The sequence below is a fragment of the Promicromonospora sp. NPDC059942 genome (assembly GCF_042731755.1).
GTDB lineage: Bacteria > Actinomycetota > Actinomycetes > Actinomycetales > Cellulomonadaceae > Promicromonospora.
This window is the reverse complement of the sequence record NZ_JBHWLR010000015.1, coordinates 73,767-88,272: the sequence shown is the minus strand read 5'-3', so window position 1 is coordinate 88,272 and position 14,506 is coordinate 73,767. Positions and strand designations below refer to the sequence as shown.

Sequence of the window (14,506 nt, the reverse complement as noted above, 5' to 3'; positions counted from 1 at the left end):
TGTTCCGCTAGACATCGTGCAGCAGCAGTTGCACACGTGCTCCGGGGTCGGTGAAATTCCGAGCCGGCGGTAATAGTCCGCGACCCGGGTGCTCCTTCGGGAGAACCCGGTTGACCTGGTGGAACTCCAGGACCGACGGTGAAAGTCCGGATGGGAGGAAGCACGTGCGGCGCGCGCCGTCGACCCCTCGGGGTCCCGGCACCGCACCGTCGTCGGCGCCCTCGTGGCGCGCCGGCCCTCACCCCGGAGTCCAGTGTGCGGACTTCGGAAGAGGGAAGAGACATGGACTGGTTCCGCGCCGCCTACGACGCGACGTTCCTGGTCGGCGACCAGCAGATCTACTGGCGCGAGGTCATCGGCAACCTGTTCGGCCTGGCCTCCGCGCTGGGCGGCCTGCGCCGCAAGGTGTGGGCGTGGCCGGTGGGCATCGTCGGCAACATCCTGCTCTTCACCGTCTTCATGGGCTCCTGGTTCGGCGAGACGGGCCGGGCGGACATGCTCGGCCAGGCCGCCCGCCAGATCATGTTCATCGCGGTCTCGATCTACGGCTGGTACCGCTGGCGGGAGACCCAGCGGGCAGGCGGGGCCGGCACGGTCGCCGTGCACCCGCGCTGGGCCTCGTGGCGGGTCCGGATCGGCCTCGTGACCGGGATGCTCGCCGGGACCCTGCTCCTGACCCCCCTCTTCCGCGCCCTCGGCTCGTACGAGCCGGTCTGGGCCGACGCCTGGATCTTCACGGGCTCGGTGCTCGCCACCTACGGCATGGCCAAGGGCTGGGTCGAGTTCTGGCTGATCTGGGTGGCCGTCGACCTCGTGGGCGTCCCGCTGCTCTTCTCCGCCGGGTACTGGGCCACCGCGATGATGTACGTGATCTACGGCGCGTTCACGCTGTTCGGCTTCTTCGCGTGGTGGCGCATCAGCCGCCGGGAGAACGCCGGCCCGGACCGCACGGCGGTCGCGACCGCCTGATCGCGTACCGTCGGCGCTCGTGAACGCACAGGAGCGCACGGCCAGGATCGGGATCGTCGGCTCGGGCTTCCGCGCCCGCACCATGCTGCGGGTGCTGCACGCCCTGCCGGACCGCTTCGAGGTGGCCGGGATCGCCACCCGCAACGCGGCGGACCGCGCGGCCCTGGCGACGCGCGGCCTGCCGGCCGCGAGGCTGCCGGGGCTGCCCGCCCCGGCCTTTGCCACCGTGCGGGAGCTGCTCGACGGCGGCGCCCCGGACCTGGTGCTGCTGACCCTCCCCGCGGGCGCGGCCCAGCCGGTGATCCGCGACCTGGCCGCCGCCGGCGTCCCCGTGCTCACGGAGACGCCGGCGGCCGGCACGGTCGGAGAGCTGGCCGCGCTGCAGCAGCTCGTGGACGACGGCGCCTGCGTGCACGTGGCCGAGCAGTACCACCTGGAGCCGCTGATCGAGGCCCAGCTCGCGGTCGCGGCGTCCGGCCGGCTCGGCGCGGTGACCGACGCGCACGTCGCGGTGGCGCACGACTACCACGGCCTCAGCGTGCTGCGCCGCGCCCTGGGCGCCGGCTTCGAGGACGTCGAGATCACGGCCCGGCGCGACGCCCGCCGGGTGCTGCCGAGCCCCAGCCGGGCGGACGACCCGGACGACCTCACCCTGGTCGACACGGTGCACGCGACCGCGTGGCTGGACTACGGCGACCGCCTCGGCACCTACGAGTTCGACGACGTCCAGTACCGCTCCTGGGTGCGCTCCCCCGCGCTGCTGGTGCGCGGCGAGCGGGGCGAGCTGCGCGACGACGTCGTCCGCACGATCGGCGCCGACGGGCAGCCGCGGCGCTCCACGCTGGAGCGGGTGGCCGCGGGCGGGGCCGGCAGCCACGAGGGCCTGTTCCTGCGCGGGTACACGCTCGACGGCGAGTGGCTGCACCACAACGCGTTCCGCCCGGCCCGCCTGCCCGACGACGAGCTGTCGATCGCGCGCATCGTGGCCGACATGGCCGACCACGTGCTGCACGGGGCGGCGGCGCCGTACTCCGTGGCCGAGGCGGCGCAGGACCAGTACCTCCAGCTCGAGGTGCGGCGCGCCGCGGCGTCGGGCGAACGGGTGCGGACCCGGCCGCAGCCGTGGGCGCACGGACGCGCCTGCCACCACGCCGAGGCGCCGATCGGGTGAGACGTAGTATCGCTTGACCTGAGATCCGGTACCGGCGCACCATGGGGAGCATGACTCAGACCCCAGGAGTGACGGCGCCCGACTACGACGTCACGCAGCCGCTCGACATCGACTTCGCCGGCGCCTTCGCCGACATCACGGCGGAGGAGCGGGCACAGCAGCTCGCCGTCCGCCAGTTCGTGCAGGACGAGGTGCTCCCCGTCATCGACGGCTACTGGGAGCGGTACGAGGTACCGATGGACCTGGTCAAGCGCATGGCCGAGCTGGACTTCCTGCGGGACGGCGTGGACGTGCCCGGCTTCCCGAAGATCTCCAAGATGGCCGAGGGCCTGTCCGCGATGGAGATGTCGCGCGGCGACGGCTCCGTGACCACCATCTGCGGCGTGCAGGGCGGCCTCGCGCTGCGCTCGATCGTGATGCTCGGCTCCGACGAGCAGATCGAGAAGTACGCCGGCCCGATGGCGCGCGGCGAGATCCTGGGCGCCTTCGCCCTCACCGAGCCCACGCACGGCTCGGACTCCGTGGGCCTGGAGACCTCTGCGGTCAAGGAGACGCGCGACGGCGTCGAGGGGTACGTGATCAACGGCGAGAAGAAGTGGATCGGCTTCGGCTCGATCGGCGACATCTCCGTGGTCTGGGCGCGCGGCGAGGACGGCCAGGTCCACGGCTACATCGTGCCGCAGGACACCCCCGGCTACGAGGCCACGACCATCCAGGGCAAGCTCTCCCTGCGCGCCATCCACCAGGCCCACATCGTGCTGGACGACGTGTTCGTGCCGGCCGACGCCCTGCTGCCGAAGTCGCGGTCGTTCAAGGACACCGGCCGGGTGCTGTTCGCCACGCGGCTCGGCGTGGCCTGGGGCGCCGTCGGGCAGGCCATCGCCTGCTACGAGACCGCCGTGGCCTACTCCAAGCAGCGCGTGCAGTTCGGCCGCCCGCTCGCGGCGAGCCAGATGGTGCAGGAGCGCCTCACGAAGATGCTGTCGATCCTCACGCAGATGCAGCTCCTCGTGAAGCAGATGACGCGGCTCGACGAGGCCGAGCAGCTCACCGGGCCGCGGGCCTCGCTCGCCAAGTACACCTGCACGCGCGGCGCCCGTGAGATCGCGTCGATCGCCCGCGACCTGCTCGGCGGCAACGGCATCCTGTTGGAGAACCGCGTGGCCCGGCACTTCGCCGACATCGAGGCCCTGCACACCTACGAGGGCACCGAGAGCATGCAGGCCCTCATCATCGGCCGCGAGATCACGGGCACCAGCGCCTTCGCCTGAGCACTCCGTAGGTAGGGAAAACCCCACCCGCACCCGGTGGGTGCACTCAATGTGCCGGGGGCGCCGGTCCGCCTAGTGTCGTGTCCATGACCAGCGATGACGGCCCGACGCCGGCGCCCCCGCCCCGCACCCTCGCGGACCAGGTAGCCCCCGCGCTGACCTCGGGCGCGGGGTTCCTCCGGGGCCCGTACGACCCCGCGACCCGGCGCGCCGTCGCCGCGCTGGCCGTGGGCTGGATCTGGCACCTGACGGCCGGCCTGGTCCTCTGGATCCTCGTCCTGGTCTCGGCCGGGCTCGTCCCCGCGCTCGGCATCGGGGTGCCGATGCTCGCCTTCTGCCTCGTCCTCGCCCGCCGGTACGGCACGGCCGAACGCGCCCGCGTCGCCCGGCAGACCGGCGTCCGGATCCCCGCCCCGCAGCCGCCGCCGGCGCCGGTCCGGCCCACCTTCTGGTCCCGGCTGTGGGCGCCCGTCCGCGACGACCGCGCCTGGGCCGCCACGCTGCACGCCTTCCTCGGGATGCTCACCACCTGCGTGTTCTTCTCGGTCACGACCGCCCTGGCGGCCGCGGCGGTCGCCGCCGTCGTCTTCACGCTGGTGGGCCGGGACAGCGCGCTCGCGCAGTGGTCCGGCCTGCCCTGGCCGGCCACGGTCGTCGGAGCCCTCGGCGGCGCCGTCGTGCTCGTCTGGGCGGCCGCCGCCCTCGCGCAGTACGGGTCGTACCTCATGGTGCGCCTCTCGACGGTGCTGCTCGGCCCGTCCGCGGCCGAGGTGGCCCACGCCCGCGCCGCCGCCGCCGAGCGGGAGACGCGCCTGGCCGAGGCCGCCGCGCACACCGCCCGCGAGCGCGCCGTGGTGCTCACCGAGTCGCGCACCGCGGCGGTCTCCGCCGCCGACACCGAGCGCCGCCGCATCGAGCGCGACCTGCACGACGGCGCCCAGCAGCGCCTGGTCGCCCTCGGCGTCGAGCTCGGCGTGGCCCGCCGCCTGGCAGACAAGGACCCCGAGCACGCCGTCGCCGCCCTGGAGCTCGCGCACCGCGAGATCAAGGAGACCCTCGCCGAGCTGCGCGACCTGGTGCGCGGCATCCACCCCGCCGTCCTCTCGGACCGCGGGCTCGACGCCGCCCTGTCCGCGCTCGCGGGCCGCAGCCCGGTCCCGGTGCGCGTGGAGGTGACGGGCGACCTCTCGCCCGCCAGTCCGGCCGCGCAGGCCGCGGCGTACTTCGTGGTCGCGGAGGCGCTGACCAACGTGGCCAAGCACGCCGCGGCGGACAGGGTCCTGGTGCACGCGAGCCTCGTGCCCGACGACCACCCGGTGCGCCTGCGCGTCGCGGTGTCCGACGACGGCCGCGGCGGGGCCGGGCTCTCCGCCGGCAGCGGGCTCGCCGGCCTGCGCGGCCGGGTCGCGGCCCTGGACGGCACCTTCGAGCTCGACAGCCCGCCCGGCGCGGGCACCCGCCTGACCGTGGAGGTCCCGTGCGCATCGTGATCGCGGAGGACTCCGTCCTCCTCCTGGACGGCCTCACCCGCCTGCTCGCGGCGGAGGGGCACGAGGTGACCGGGTACGGCACGGCGGACCACCTGGTCCGCGCGCTGTCGACGCCGGGGACCCCGCTGCCCGACCTGCTCGTCACCGACGTCCGCATGCCGCCGTCGCACACCGACGAGGGGCTGCGCGCCGCCGTGCACCTGCGCAGCCTGCACCCGGACCTGCCCGTGCTCGTGCTGTCGCAGTACGTGGAGCAGAGCTACGCGAGCGAGCTGTTCGCCCGTGGCGCGCGCGGCCTGGGCTACGTGCTCAAGGACCGCGTGGCCGACGTCGACGAGTTCCTCGACGCCGTCGCCCGGGTGTCCGGGGGCGGCACCGTCGTCGACCCCGAGGTGGTCACGCAGATCATCGCCCGCCACCCCGGCTCCGACCTCGACGTCCTGACCCGCCGCGAGCGCGAGGTGCTCGCGCTCATGGCCGAGGGACGCTCCAACGCCGCCATCGCGGACCGCCTCGTCGTGGGGCTGGCCGCGGTGGAGAAGCACGTCACCAACATCCTGACCAAGCTCGGCCTCCCGCCGGCCGCCGACGACCACCGCCGGGTGCTCGCCGTGCTGCGCTGGCTCGACCAGAACGGATCCCGCTGATGACACAGCCTGCTCCCGACAGCTACCCCCAGGACGCCGGGTACGCGCCCGGCCCCCCGCAGCGAGGCGCGACCGCCCGCGTGCTGACCACGCTCGGCGTGGTGCTCGGTGTGGTCGTCGTCGGCTTCGGGGCGCTGTTCCTCGTCGACCTGATGATGTCCGACACCACCACGACCCGGCACACCTACGCGGCCGCGGGGACCGTCGAGCTGGTGTCGGACGGCGACGTGACCGTCACCGCGGCCGACGGCGACGTCGAGGTCGACGCGATCGCGCACAGCGGCGTGCGGTCGCCGCGGTACGCGGCGGACGAGTCCGCGAACCGGCTGGAGATCACGCACCGCTGCGGGTGGTCCGTCATCTTCTCCCGCTGCTCCGGGGAGCTCGACGTGACCCTGCCCGCCGACACGGAGGTGGTGATCCGCACCGAGAACGGCGACGTCGTCGCGAGCGGCGTGGCCGGCGACGTGTCCGCGCAGTCGAGCAACGGCCACGTCGAGGCCATCAACCTCGACGGACAGCTGTCGGCCCGCTCCAGCAACGGCGACATCACGGTCGCGAACGCGGGCGCGGACGTGGACGTCTCCACCTCCAACGGCGAGATCTCCGTGAGCGACGTGGACGGTACGGTCACCGGAGACACGAGCAACGGCCGGATCACCCTCGAGTCGGTGCGGGCCGACGCCTCGGCGACGACCAGCAACGGGTCGATCGAGATCTCGGCCGTGGCAGGGAACGTCTACGCCGAGACCAGCAACGGCCGGATCACGGTGCACGGCGACGGCGGGCCGGTGGCCCTGACGATGCAGACGTCGAACGGCGACGAGATCGTCGAGGGACCAGTCGACCCGGACGCCGCCCGCACCGTCGAGATGCGCAGCTCGAACGGCGACGTCGCCTACCTCGACGAGTAGACGCCGCCGCACCGCACCGCCCCGCCCAGCCCCACCCCGCCGCACCGCCCGACGCTCAGCCGGTGAACGTGAGCCAGAGCAGGGTGACGTTCAGCGCCACGATCACGCCCGCGACCACCCAGGCCAGCACCTGGGTGGTCACGGCGTTCCGGTGCTCGCCCAGCAGCTCGGGGTCCCGGGTGAGCCGCACGAGGGGGATCATCGCGAACGGGATGCCGAAGCTCAACACCACCTGGCTCACGACCAGGAGCCAGGTGGGCGAGATCCCGGTCATGAGCAGCACGATCGCGGGCAGCAGCGTGACCACGCGGCGGGTCAGCAGCGACACGCGCACCTTCAGCAGGCCCGACATGATCTCCGCCCCCGCGTACGCCCCGACGGACGTGGACGCCAGGCCCGAGGCCAGCAGCCCGACCGCGAACAGCACGCCCACGACCGGACCGAGGGTGCCTGCGATGGCGGCGTGCGCGCCCTCGATGGTGTCTGTCCCCTCCCGGCCCGCGAGGTTCGCGGCCGCGAGCAGCAGCATCGCGATGTTCACGCTCCCGGCCAGGATCAGGGCCAGCACCACGTCGACGCGGGTGGCGCGAAGGATGCGCGGCACCGACGTGGACGGCGCGTGCAGGTGGTCGCGGGCCAGCGAGGAGTGCAGGTAGATCGCGTGCGGCATCACCGTGGCGCCGAGCATGGACGCGGCCAGGAGCACGGAATCGGCGCCCTGGAGGCGGGGCACGAGGCCGGCCAGCATGGCGGCCGGGTCGGGCGGCGAGAAGAAGAGCCCGGCGCAGAAGCCGACCGTGAGCACGGCGAGCATCGAGGTGACGACGCCCTCGAACGCCCGCTGGCCGCGCTTCTGCTGCACCGCGAGCACCAGCAGGGACACCACCCCGGTGATGACGCCGCCCAGCACGAGCGGCACACCGAACAGCAGGTTCAGCGCGATGGCGCCGCCGATCACCTCGGCGAGGTCGGTCGCCGCGGCGACGACCTCGGCCTGCGCCCAGTACGCCAGGCGCGCCGGGCGGGGCAGCCGCTCCCCCAGCACCTCGGGCAGCGACCGGCCGGTGACCACGCCGAGCTTGGCCGACAGGTACTGCACCAGCACCGCCATCGCGTTGGCCGCCACGAGCACCCAGACGAGCAGGTACCCGAACCGCGCGCCCGCGGTGAGGTTCGCGGCCACGTTGCCGGGATCCACGTAGGCGATGGCCGCCACGAAGGCAGGTCCGAGCAGGACGAAGAGGCGGGCGCGGCCGGTGCGTGGCTGCGCGGCGGTGCGAGTCATCTGGGCTCCAGAAAGTTCGGGTACCCGAACTCTAACTCGCGAATGTCCGAACTTGTACCCGTCCGGGCCGATCGCCGACGCGATCCTCGATCAGTGCAAAGATGTGGCCCGTGCCGAGCCCGTCAGACCTGTCGACATCGCCCAAGGCCGTGGGCCAGGACATCCTGCGGTCCGCCGTCCGCGTGCTCTCGTCCTGGCCGGCCCTCTGGGTCGCGTTCGCCCTCACCCACGCCTGGATCATCTTCCAGACCTGGGTCTTCGGGGGGCAGATCCTCGGCGACGTCAACCTGTACGAGTGGTGGGTCCGCAACGGCATGAACACCGGCTCGTGGCCCGTGTTCACCTACGCCTGGGTCTACCCGCTCGGCGCCCTGGGGCCGATGACGGTCCCCGCGCTGTTCACCGACACCACGGTCGCCTACGACTGGGTGTGGATGGGCATGGTCACCGCCGCCAACGCCGGGGCCGTCGCCCTGCTCGGCCGGGCCAAGCCCCACGGGCGCGCCGCCGTCTGGTTCTGGCTGTTCTTCCTCGTGATGCTCGGGCCCATCTGGATCGGCCGCCTCGACGGCCTGCTCGCGCCGATCATCCTCGTCGCGCTGCTCATCGCGGTGAAGCGGCCGGCCGTCGCGATGGCCCTGGCCACCGTGGGCGCGTGGATCAAGATCGCCCCGGGTGCGGTGGCCCTGGCGCTGGCCGCCACGGCGAGGGACGCCAAGGCCTTCCTGAGGAACGTGGTGCTGCCGGGCGCGGCGGTGTCCGCCGTCGTCATCGGCATCGCCTTCGCGGGCGGCGGGCAGGACAACGTGCTGGACGTGTTCGGCGAGCAGGGCGACCGGCAGCTCCAGGTCGAGGCCGTCGCCGCCACGCCGTTCACGGTGGCCCGCCTGTGGGACTCCTCGATCCAGGTCGAGTACGACGACGTCATCTACACCTACGAGGTGCTCGGCGACGGCGCCGACGCCGTCGCGCAGGCGCTCGACGTCGCCCTCCCGCTCGCCGCGATCCTGATCGCGGCCCTGATCTGGTGGGCGGCCCGGCGCCGGCCCGAGCGGGTCGGCGACATCCTGCTGGTCGGCGCGGCCGCGGAGCTGCTCGCGCTGATCGTCTTCAACAAGGTGGGCTCGCCGCAGTTCATCGCGTGGATCGGCCCGCCCGTCGCGGCGGCGATCGCGCTCGGCAGCCGCAGCCAGGGCACCCGGCGCACATGGTTCGTGCCCGCCGTCGGCACGCTCATCGTGGCCCGGCTGACCATGGAGATCTACCCGCTGCGGTACGGCGAGTTCCTGGGCGGCTGGCCCTTCGCGACGAGCGTCGGCGCCCTGCGCAACGCGCTGCTGGTGGCCCTGCTCGTCGGCGCGCTCGTCCGCCTCTCGCAGCTCGCCTTTGCCCGCAAGGTGCCGACCAGAACGAGTTGAGGGTCACTTCAGGGGTGTTCCCCATGCCAGGGGCGTGGTGGCTCCGCTACGGTCAGGATTGTGACTTCGTGTGTAGCGGTTACCGTCTCGACGCCACCCGTTCCCCGACTCGCCGCACGGAGGACTTCGTCCGGACATCGACGACCGGCAGGTTCGTAGCGTGCGAGTAGCCATCGTTGCGGAGAGTTTCCTCCCGCAGGTGAACGGGGTCACCAACTCCGTCCTGCGGGTCCTCGAGCACCTTCACGAGCGGGGGGACCAGGCCATGGTCCTCGCGCCCGACGCCGACGCGTCGATCGGCCACGTCCCGCCCTTCGTGAGCGGCGCCCCCGTGGTCGAGCTCGGCTCCATCGGCTTCCCGGGGTACCCGGACGTGCGCCTGGTCGTGGGCAAGAAGTGGCGCACCGAGCGCACACTGGCCACGTTCGCGCCCGACGTCGTGCACCTCGCCTCCCCCTTCATCCTCGGCTGGCGCGGCATCCTCGCCGCCGAACGGCTGGGCCTGCCGAGCGTCGCCGTCTACCAGACCGAGGTGCCCGGCTATGCGGCGCGGTACGGCCTGGGCCACTTCGAGCCGCTGCTCTGGAAGCGCGTAAAGGACATCCACGAGCGCGCGACGATGACGCTCGCGCCGTCGACCGCGACCATGCGCCAGCTCGAGAACCACGGCATCCCCAACCTGCGCCTGTGGGGCCGCGGCGTGGACACGCAGTCGTTCCACCCGGGGTTCCGGGACGAGGCCTGGCGGCGGAAGGTCGGCGCCGGGCGCGAGATCCTCGTGGGCTACGTGGGCCGCCTGGCCGCCGAGAAGCAGGTCGAGGCGCTGCGCGTGGTGCAGGACCTGCCGAACGTGCGCCTCGTGATCGTCGGCGACGGGCCCGAGCGGGACGAGCTGCGGCACGTCCTGCCGGCCGCCCACTTCACCGGGCTGCTGCGCGGGGCCGAGCTGTCCCGGGCGATGGCGAGCCTCGACGTGTTCGTGCACCCGGGCGAGCTGGAGACCTTCGGCCAGACGCTGCAGGAGGCGCACGCCAGCGGCGTGCCCGTCGTCGCGCCCGCCGCGGGCGGCCCGCTGGACATCGTCCGGCACTCCCACGACGGCTGGCTGTACCCTCCAGGTGACCACGAGGCGCTCCGCGCCCGCGTCGTCGACCTGGTGGGCGACGAGCGCAAGCGGCGAGCCTTCGGGGCCGCGGCGCGCGAGCGCGCCGAGGGCCGCACGTGGCACGACATCTGCTCCGAGCTCATGGGGCACTACGACGACGCGATCCGGGTGCACGCGAGAGCCGGCTCAGCGGAGGTATAACTTGCGAATCGTCCACGTCGCGAACTTCTACAGCCCTCGTTCCGGGGGCATCCGAACTGCGATGCACGCCATGGCCGGGCAGTACCTCTCCCGGGGGCACGAACCCGTGCTCGTCGTGCCGGACAGGCGGGACGGAGTGACGCACGTGGACGGGGTGCGCGTGGTCAGCCTGGCGGCGCCGCGCGTGCCGTTCAGCGGCGGGTACCGCGCCGTGGTGCGGCCCGGCAAGATGCGGGGGCTGCTGGAGACGCTGGCACCCGACCGCCTCGAGGTGAGCGACCGCACCACCCTCGCCGGCCTGGGCGACTGGGCCCGCGAGGCCGGCATCCCGTCGCTGATGATGCTGCACGAGCGGGTCGACGGCGTGCTGCGGTCCTGGCTCCCCGGCGGCGCCGAGGGCGGCTGGGCGGCCGAGTTCGGCGCGGCGGTGACGCCCGCGGTGGCCGACCGGTACAACCTCGCCACGCTCACCCGGTTCGACCGGCTCGTGGCCACCACCCACTTCGCCGCGGGCGAGGTGGAGCGCCTCGCCGAGCGCGTGCGGGGCACCAGGCTGCCGCCGCTGTACCGCGTGCCGCTCGGGGTCGACCTGGAACGCTTCCGGCCCGACCGGTACTCGGCCGAGGCCCGCGCCGAGTACGCGCCGCCCGGCACCGCGCTCATCGTGCTCGCGAGCCGCCAGTCCACGGAGAAGCGGCCCGACCTCGCGATCGACGCCGCCGCCCAGCTCGTGCGCGACGGACGCCCCGTGCGGCTCGTCGTCGCCGGCTCCGGACCGCTCCTGCCGAAGATGCGGCGCCGGGCCGAGGCCGCCGGGCTCCCCCACCGGTTCCTCTCGTTCATCCCGGACCGCGACCGGCTCGCAACCCTGCTGACCTGCGCCGACGCGGTCATCGCCCCCGGGCCGATCGAGACGTTCGGCCTCGCGGCGCTGGAGGCCCTGGCCTCCGGGACGCCCGTCGTCTGCAGCTCGTCGAGCGCGCTCCCCGAGGTGGTCGGCACCGCCGGGGCCGCCGCACCGCCGGAGGCGTCGGCGCTCGCCCTCGCCCTGCACGAGGTGCTCGACCGCGACGTGGAGGTGCGGCGCAAGGAGGCCCGCGCTCGCGCCGAGCTCTTCCCGTGGAGCGCGACCGGCGACGCGATGCTCGACCTGCACTCCCGCAAGGCCTTCGACCTGGCCGACGTCGGCGCCGGGGGGCGACGGTGAGATGACGGCGCCGGCGGGACGCGAGAGCTGCTTCCGACTGGTCGCCCTCGGTGACTCGATCACCGCGGGCGTGGGTGACACCGTCGGCCCGGACGCCGCTCACGGCCCCGGCTGGGCCGCGCACCTCGCCGCCGTGCTCGGCGTGGCGGAGTTCTCGAACCTCGCCACCAACGGCGCCCGCTCCCGCGACGTCGCGGACACCCAGCTCGACGCCGCGCTCGCGCTCCGCCCCCGGCTCGCCACCGTGCTGGTGGGCGGCAACGACGTGCTGCGCAGCGACTTCGACGCCCGGTTCACGCTCGCCGACCTGCACCGCTGCGTCGGCGAGCTGCGCCGCGCCGGGACCGACGTCGTGCTCGTGCGGCTCCCCGTGATCGGCCTGTTCGAGCTCACGCCCCGGCTGGTCCGGCACGTGATGCGGCGCCGGGTCGCACTGATCAACGCGGCGGTCGACGAGGTCGCGGCGGCCGTGCTGCCGCCCCCGTCGAGCTCGGTCGGTCGCACCGAGATCGGTCCGTCAACCGACCGGTCTCAGGGCAACGGACCGAGCTCGCCCGCGGCCCGGCCCGGCCGGGTGGTCGTCGTCGACGCCGTCGAGGCCATCGCTCCCGCCGGGGCCAAGGCCTGGCACATCGACCGGGTGCACCCCTCGCCCGCCGGGCACCGTCGGCTGGCGCTCGGCGTCGCGACCGCCCTGGCCGACGTCGATCCCGCCTACGCGGCGGCGGCCCGCGCCACCCGGCTGCCCGCTGCGCCCGACCCGCCGTCGGCGCGGCAGCGACTGGTCTGGCTCCTGCGGGCCGGGCTGCCGTGGTGCGTGCGCCGGGGACGCGACTTTCTCCCGGGCCTGCTCCGCTCCGTGGTGCACGACCTGCGCTCGGAGCGGGCGTTCGAGCCCGGGAGCATGGTCACGAGCCTCGCCGACTCCGGCCTGGACCCCCGCCGGCGGATCGGCCGGGGCTGACCGGCCGCATCGCGTCGATGATGCGGGTCCAGTTGTCGCCGCCGTGACCGTGCTCGCGGGCCCACGTGTAGTACGCGCGGACCGCGGCGGGCAGGCCGGTGTCGACCCCCGCGGCCTCGCTCGCGGCCACGATGTGGTCGGCGGTCGCGCCCATCATCGTCACGGTGCTCAGGTGCCCCGGGTGCTCGCCCGCCTCGAGCTGCGCGGCCGGGTTCTCGCCCACCTCCAGCATCTCGGCGGTACCGGACAGGGTCTGCATCAGCTCGGGCATCGACGCCGTCGCCGTGACGCCCGCGGTCTCCAGCAGCGCCGTGGCGTGCATCAGCGCCGCGAGCGCCGTGAGGAACACGTCGAGGTTGGCCTGGTACATGAGCTGCGCCAGCCCGGGGTCCGCCCCGAGGTAGCGCGGTGCGCCGATCGTGCTGAGCGCCGCCCGGTGGGCCTCCAGCAGCTCGGCCGGGCCGCTGTAGTACACGTACGCCGCCTCCGTGCCCACCATCGGCGCAGGGTTCATCACGCCGCCGGTCAGGAACCGGGCGCCGTGCTCCGCGGCCCAGGCGGCGGCCTCGCGGGACCGGTCGGGCGAGTCCGAGCTGAGGTTCACGAGCGTGCGGCCCGCGAGCGCCGGCGGTGCCGGGGTCGTGGTCGTCGTCGTTGTCGTCGGCGTTGTCGTCGGCGTTGTCGTCGGCGTTGTCGTCGGCCCGAGGATGTCGTACATGGCCTGGTAGTCGGTGAGGCTGAGGAGCACCAGGTCGCTCGCGGCCACGGCGTCGGCGGGCGTGGCCGCGAGCCGCGCGCCCGCGGCGACGACGTCGGCGGCGCGGCCGGGCGTCCGGTTCCAGACGGTGACGGGGTGGCCCGCGGCCAGCAGCGACCGGACCATGGCCTGGCCCATGGGCCCCAGGCCGATGACGGTGACGGTGACGGAGTCGCTCATCGCACGGCCTCCGCCCGGCCGGCCCGGAGGCTCTCGTAGAGCCGCGCGAAGCCCTCGGCGCCGTGGCCCGCGGCTCGCTGGCGGCCGATGAGCTCCTGGACCGCGGCGACGGGTGCGGGGTCGACGCCCTGCTCCTCGCTGGCCCGCACGATGTGGCCGAGGTCGGAGAAGTCCAGGCTCTGCTGGCCCGGGACGGTGTAGTCGCCGCCGTCGACCACCGCGGCGTCGTGGGCGAAGCCCGCCGTCATCGCGCTGAGGAACGGCGTGGCGCGGGCGGCGAACTCGGTGGCGGTGATGCCCACGGAGCCGACCATCGCGGCCCCGTGCAGGAAGCCCGCGAACATCGTGTACATGCCCGAGAGCATCGCGAGGTCGTACAGGGAGGCCAGGCCGCTGTCCGCGCCGTCGTAGGTGCTGGTGGCCCAGCGGTCGAGCACGGGCCGCACGGCGTCGAACACCTCGGCGGAGCCGCTGTACAGGATCGACGCCTCGGCGGTGCCGATCATCGGCGGGGTGGCCATGATCGCGCCGTCGAGGTAGTCGACGCCGTGCCGTGCCGCCCACTCGGCGAGCTCGCGCGCCTCGTTCGGGGTGGTGGTCGTGAGGTTGACCAGCGCGCTCCCCCGCATCGCGCCGATCACGGGGTCGAGCGTCTCGTGCACGGAGGCGTGGTCGAGCAGGCAGGCCACGACCAGCCGGTGCGCGGTCACGGCACCTGCGAGGTCGGACGGCGTCGTGGCCCCGCGGGCGGACAGGGCGGCGGCGCGGGCGGGGGTGCGGTTCCAGACGGTGGTGGGGTGGCCGGCGTCGAGCAGCGCGACGGCCAGGGCGCTGCCCATCGCGCCCAGTCCGAGCACCGTGACGCCGGTGCTTCCAGGGGTGGTCATTCGGGGGAACTCCTCAGGTCGGTGGGGACCTGACCATGCT

The 14,506-nt window shown here is 73.9% G+C and carries 13 protein-coding genes and 1 riboswitch; of the genes, 10 read left to right on the top strand and 3 right to left on the bottom strand.

The genetic code is table 11. The annotated features are described in order from the left end of the window. Nucleotides 1-32 precede the first annotated feature (32 nt). Nucleotides 33-168: riboswitch (FMN riboswitch) on the top strand. Between the two features lie 114 nt (nucleotides 169-282). The 6 genes from pnuC to ACFV9Q_RS21890 all read left to right on the top strand — a co-directional run bounded on the left by pnuC (nucleotide 283) and on the right by ACFV9Q_RS21890 (nucleotide 6,462). Then, on the top strand, nucleotides 283-969 hold the full coding sequence (gene pnuC, locus ACFV9Q_RS21915) for a nicotinamide riboside transporter PnuC (protein WP_377236153.1): 687 nt from the start codon (nucleotides 283-285) through the stop codon (nucleotides 967-969). A gap of 19 nt (nucleotides 970-988) precedes the next feature. Then, nucleotides 989-2,140, top strand: a complete 1,152-nt coding sequence (locus ACFV9Q_RS21910; protein WP_377236152.1) for a Gfo/Idh/MocA family protein — start codon at nucleotides 989-991, stop codon at nucleotides 2,138-2,140. 50 nt (nucleotides 2,141-2,190) lie between these two features. Next, the gene (locus ACFV9Q_RS21905) at nucleotides 2,191-3,411 is read left to right on the top strand and encodes an acyl-CoA dehydrogenase family protein (RefSeq protein ID WP_377236151.1); all 1,221 of its coding nucleotides are present in this window, start codon (nucleotides 2,191-2,193) and stop codon (nucleotides 3,409-3,411) included. A gap of 86 nt (nucleotides 3,412-3,497) precedes the next feature. After that, a complete protein-coding gene (locus tag ACFV9Q_RS21900; RefSeq protein WP_377236150.1) occupies nucleotides 3,498-4,901 on the top strand; it encodes a histidine kinase in 1,404 nt (467 codons plus the stop codon). Continuing rightward, nucleotides 4,889-5,548 carry a LuxR C-terminal-related transcriptional regulator gene (locus ACFV9Q_RS21895; protein WP_377228119.1) on the top strand — a complete coding sequence of 220 codons (660 nt, stop codon included), beginning with the start codon at nucleotides 4,889-4,891 and terminating at the stop codon, nucleotides 5,546-5,548. Before ACFV9Q_RS21900 ends, ACFV9Q_RS21895 begins: the two co-directional genes overlap by 13 nt. Next, nucleotides 5,548-6,462, top strand: coding sequence for a DUF4097 domain-containing protein (locus ACFV9Q_RS21890; protein ID WP_377236149.1), 915 nt, complete (start codon nucleotides 5,548-5,550; stop codon nucleotides 6,460-6,462). The genes ACFV9Q_RS21895 and ACFV9Q_RS21890 overlap by 1 nt, the downstream gene beginning before the upstream one ends. A 55-nt stretch (nucleotides 6,463-6,517) precedes the next feature. On the opposite strand, the gene ACFV9Q_RS21885 is transcribed toward ACFV9Q_RS21890, so the two are convergent. Next, entirely contained in the window at nucleotides 6,518-7,747 is a 1,230-nt protein-coding gene (locus ACFV9Q_RS21885; RefSeq protein ID WP_377236148.1) for an Nramp family divalent metal transporter, read from the bottom strand. 101 nt (nucleotides 7,748-7,848) lie between these two features. Between ACFV9Q_RS21885 and ACFV9Q_RS21880 the strand changes: the two genes are divergently transcribed. From ACFV9Q_RS21880 to ACFV9Q_RS21865, 4 genes are all read left to right on the top strand, one after another. Continuing rightward, nucleotides 7,849-9,165 (top strand): hypothetical protein, encoded by a 1,317-nt coding sequence (locus tag ACFV9Q_RS21880; RefSeq protein WP_377236147.1) that lies wholly within the window; start codon nucleotides 7,849-7,851, stop codon nucleotides 9,163-9,165. Nucleotides 9,166-9,364: 199 nt separating this feature from the next. Continuing rightward, nucleotides 9,365-10,471: a glycosyltransferase family 4 protein gene (locus ACFV9Q_RS21875; RefSeq protein WP_377236146.1), complete on the top strand. Its 1,107-nt coding sequence runs from the start codon at nucleotides 9,365-9,367 to the stop codon at nucleotides 10,469-10,471. 1 nt (nucleotide 10,472) lies between these two features. Beyond that, nucleotides 10,473-11,678: a glycosyltransferase gene (locus ACFV9Q_RS21870; RefSeq protein WP_377236145.1), complete on the top strand. Its 1,206-nt coding sequence runs from the start codon at nucleotides 10,473-10,475 to the stop codon at nucleotides 11,676-11,678. Between the two features lies 1 nt (nucleotide 11,679). After that, complete coding sequence (locus ACFV9Q_RS21865) at nucleotides 11,680-12,642, top strand: SGNH/GDSL hydrolase family protein (RefSeq protein ID WP_377236144.1); 963 nt, start codon at nucleotides 11,680-11,682, stop codon at nucleotides 12,640-12,642. Here ACFV9Q_RS21865 and ACFV9Q_RS21860 read toward each other — a convergent pair. Together ACFV9Q_RS21860 and ACFV9Q_RS21855 are read right to left on the bottom strand one after the other, a co-directional pair. Next, a complete protein-coding gene (locus ACFV9Q_RS21860) occupies nucleotides 12,587-13,579 on the bottom strand; it encodes an NAD(P)-dependent oxidoreductase (RefSeq protein ID WP_377236143.1) in 993 nt (330 codons plus the stop codon). The genes ACFV9Q_RS21865 and ACFV9Q_RS21860 overlap by 56 nt on opposite strands. Continuing rightward, nucleotides 13,576-14,466 (bottom strand): NAD(P)-dependent oxidoreductase, encoded by an 891-nt coding sequence (locus ACFV9Q_RS21855; RefSeq protein WP_377236142.1) that lies wholly within the window; start codon nucleotides 14,464-14,466, stop codon nucleotides 13,576-13,578. The genes ACFV9Q_RS21860 and ACFV9Q_RS21855 overlap by 4 nt, the downstream gene beginning before the upstream one ends. Nucleotides 14,467-14,506: the final 40 nt, after the last annotated feature.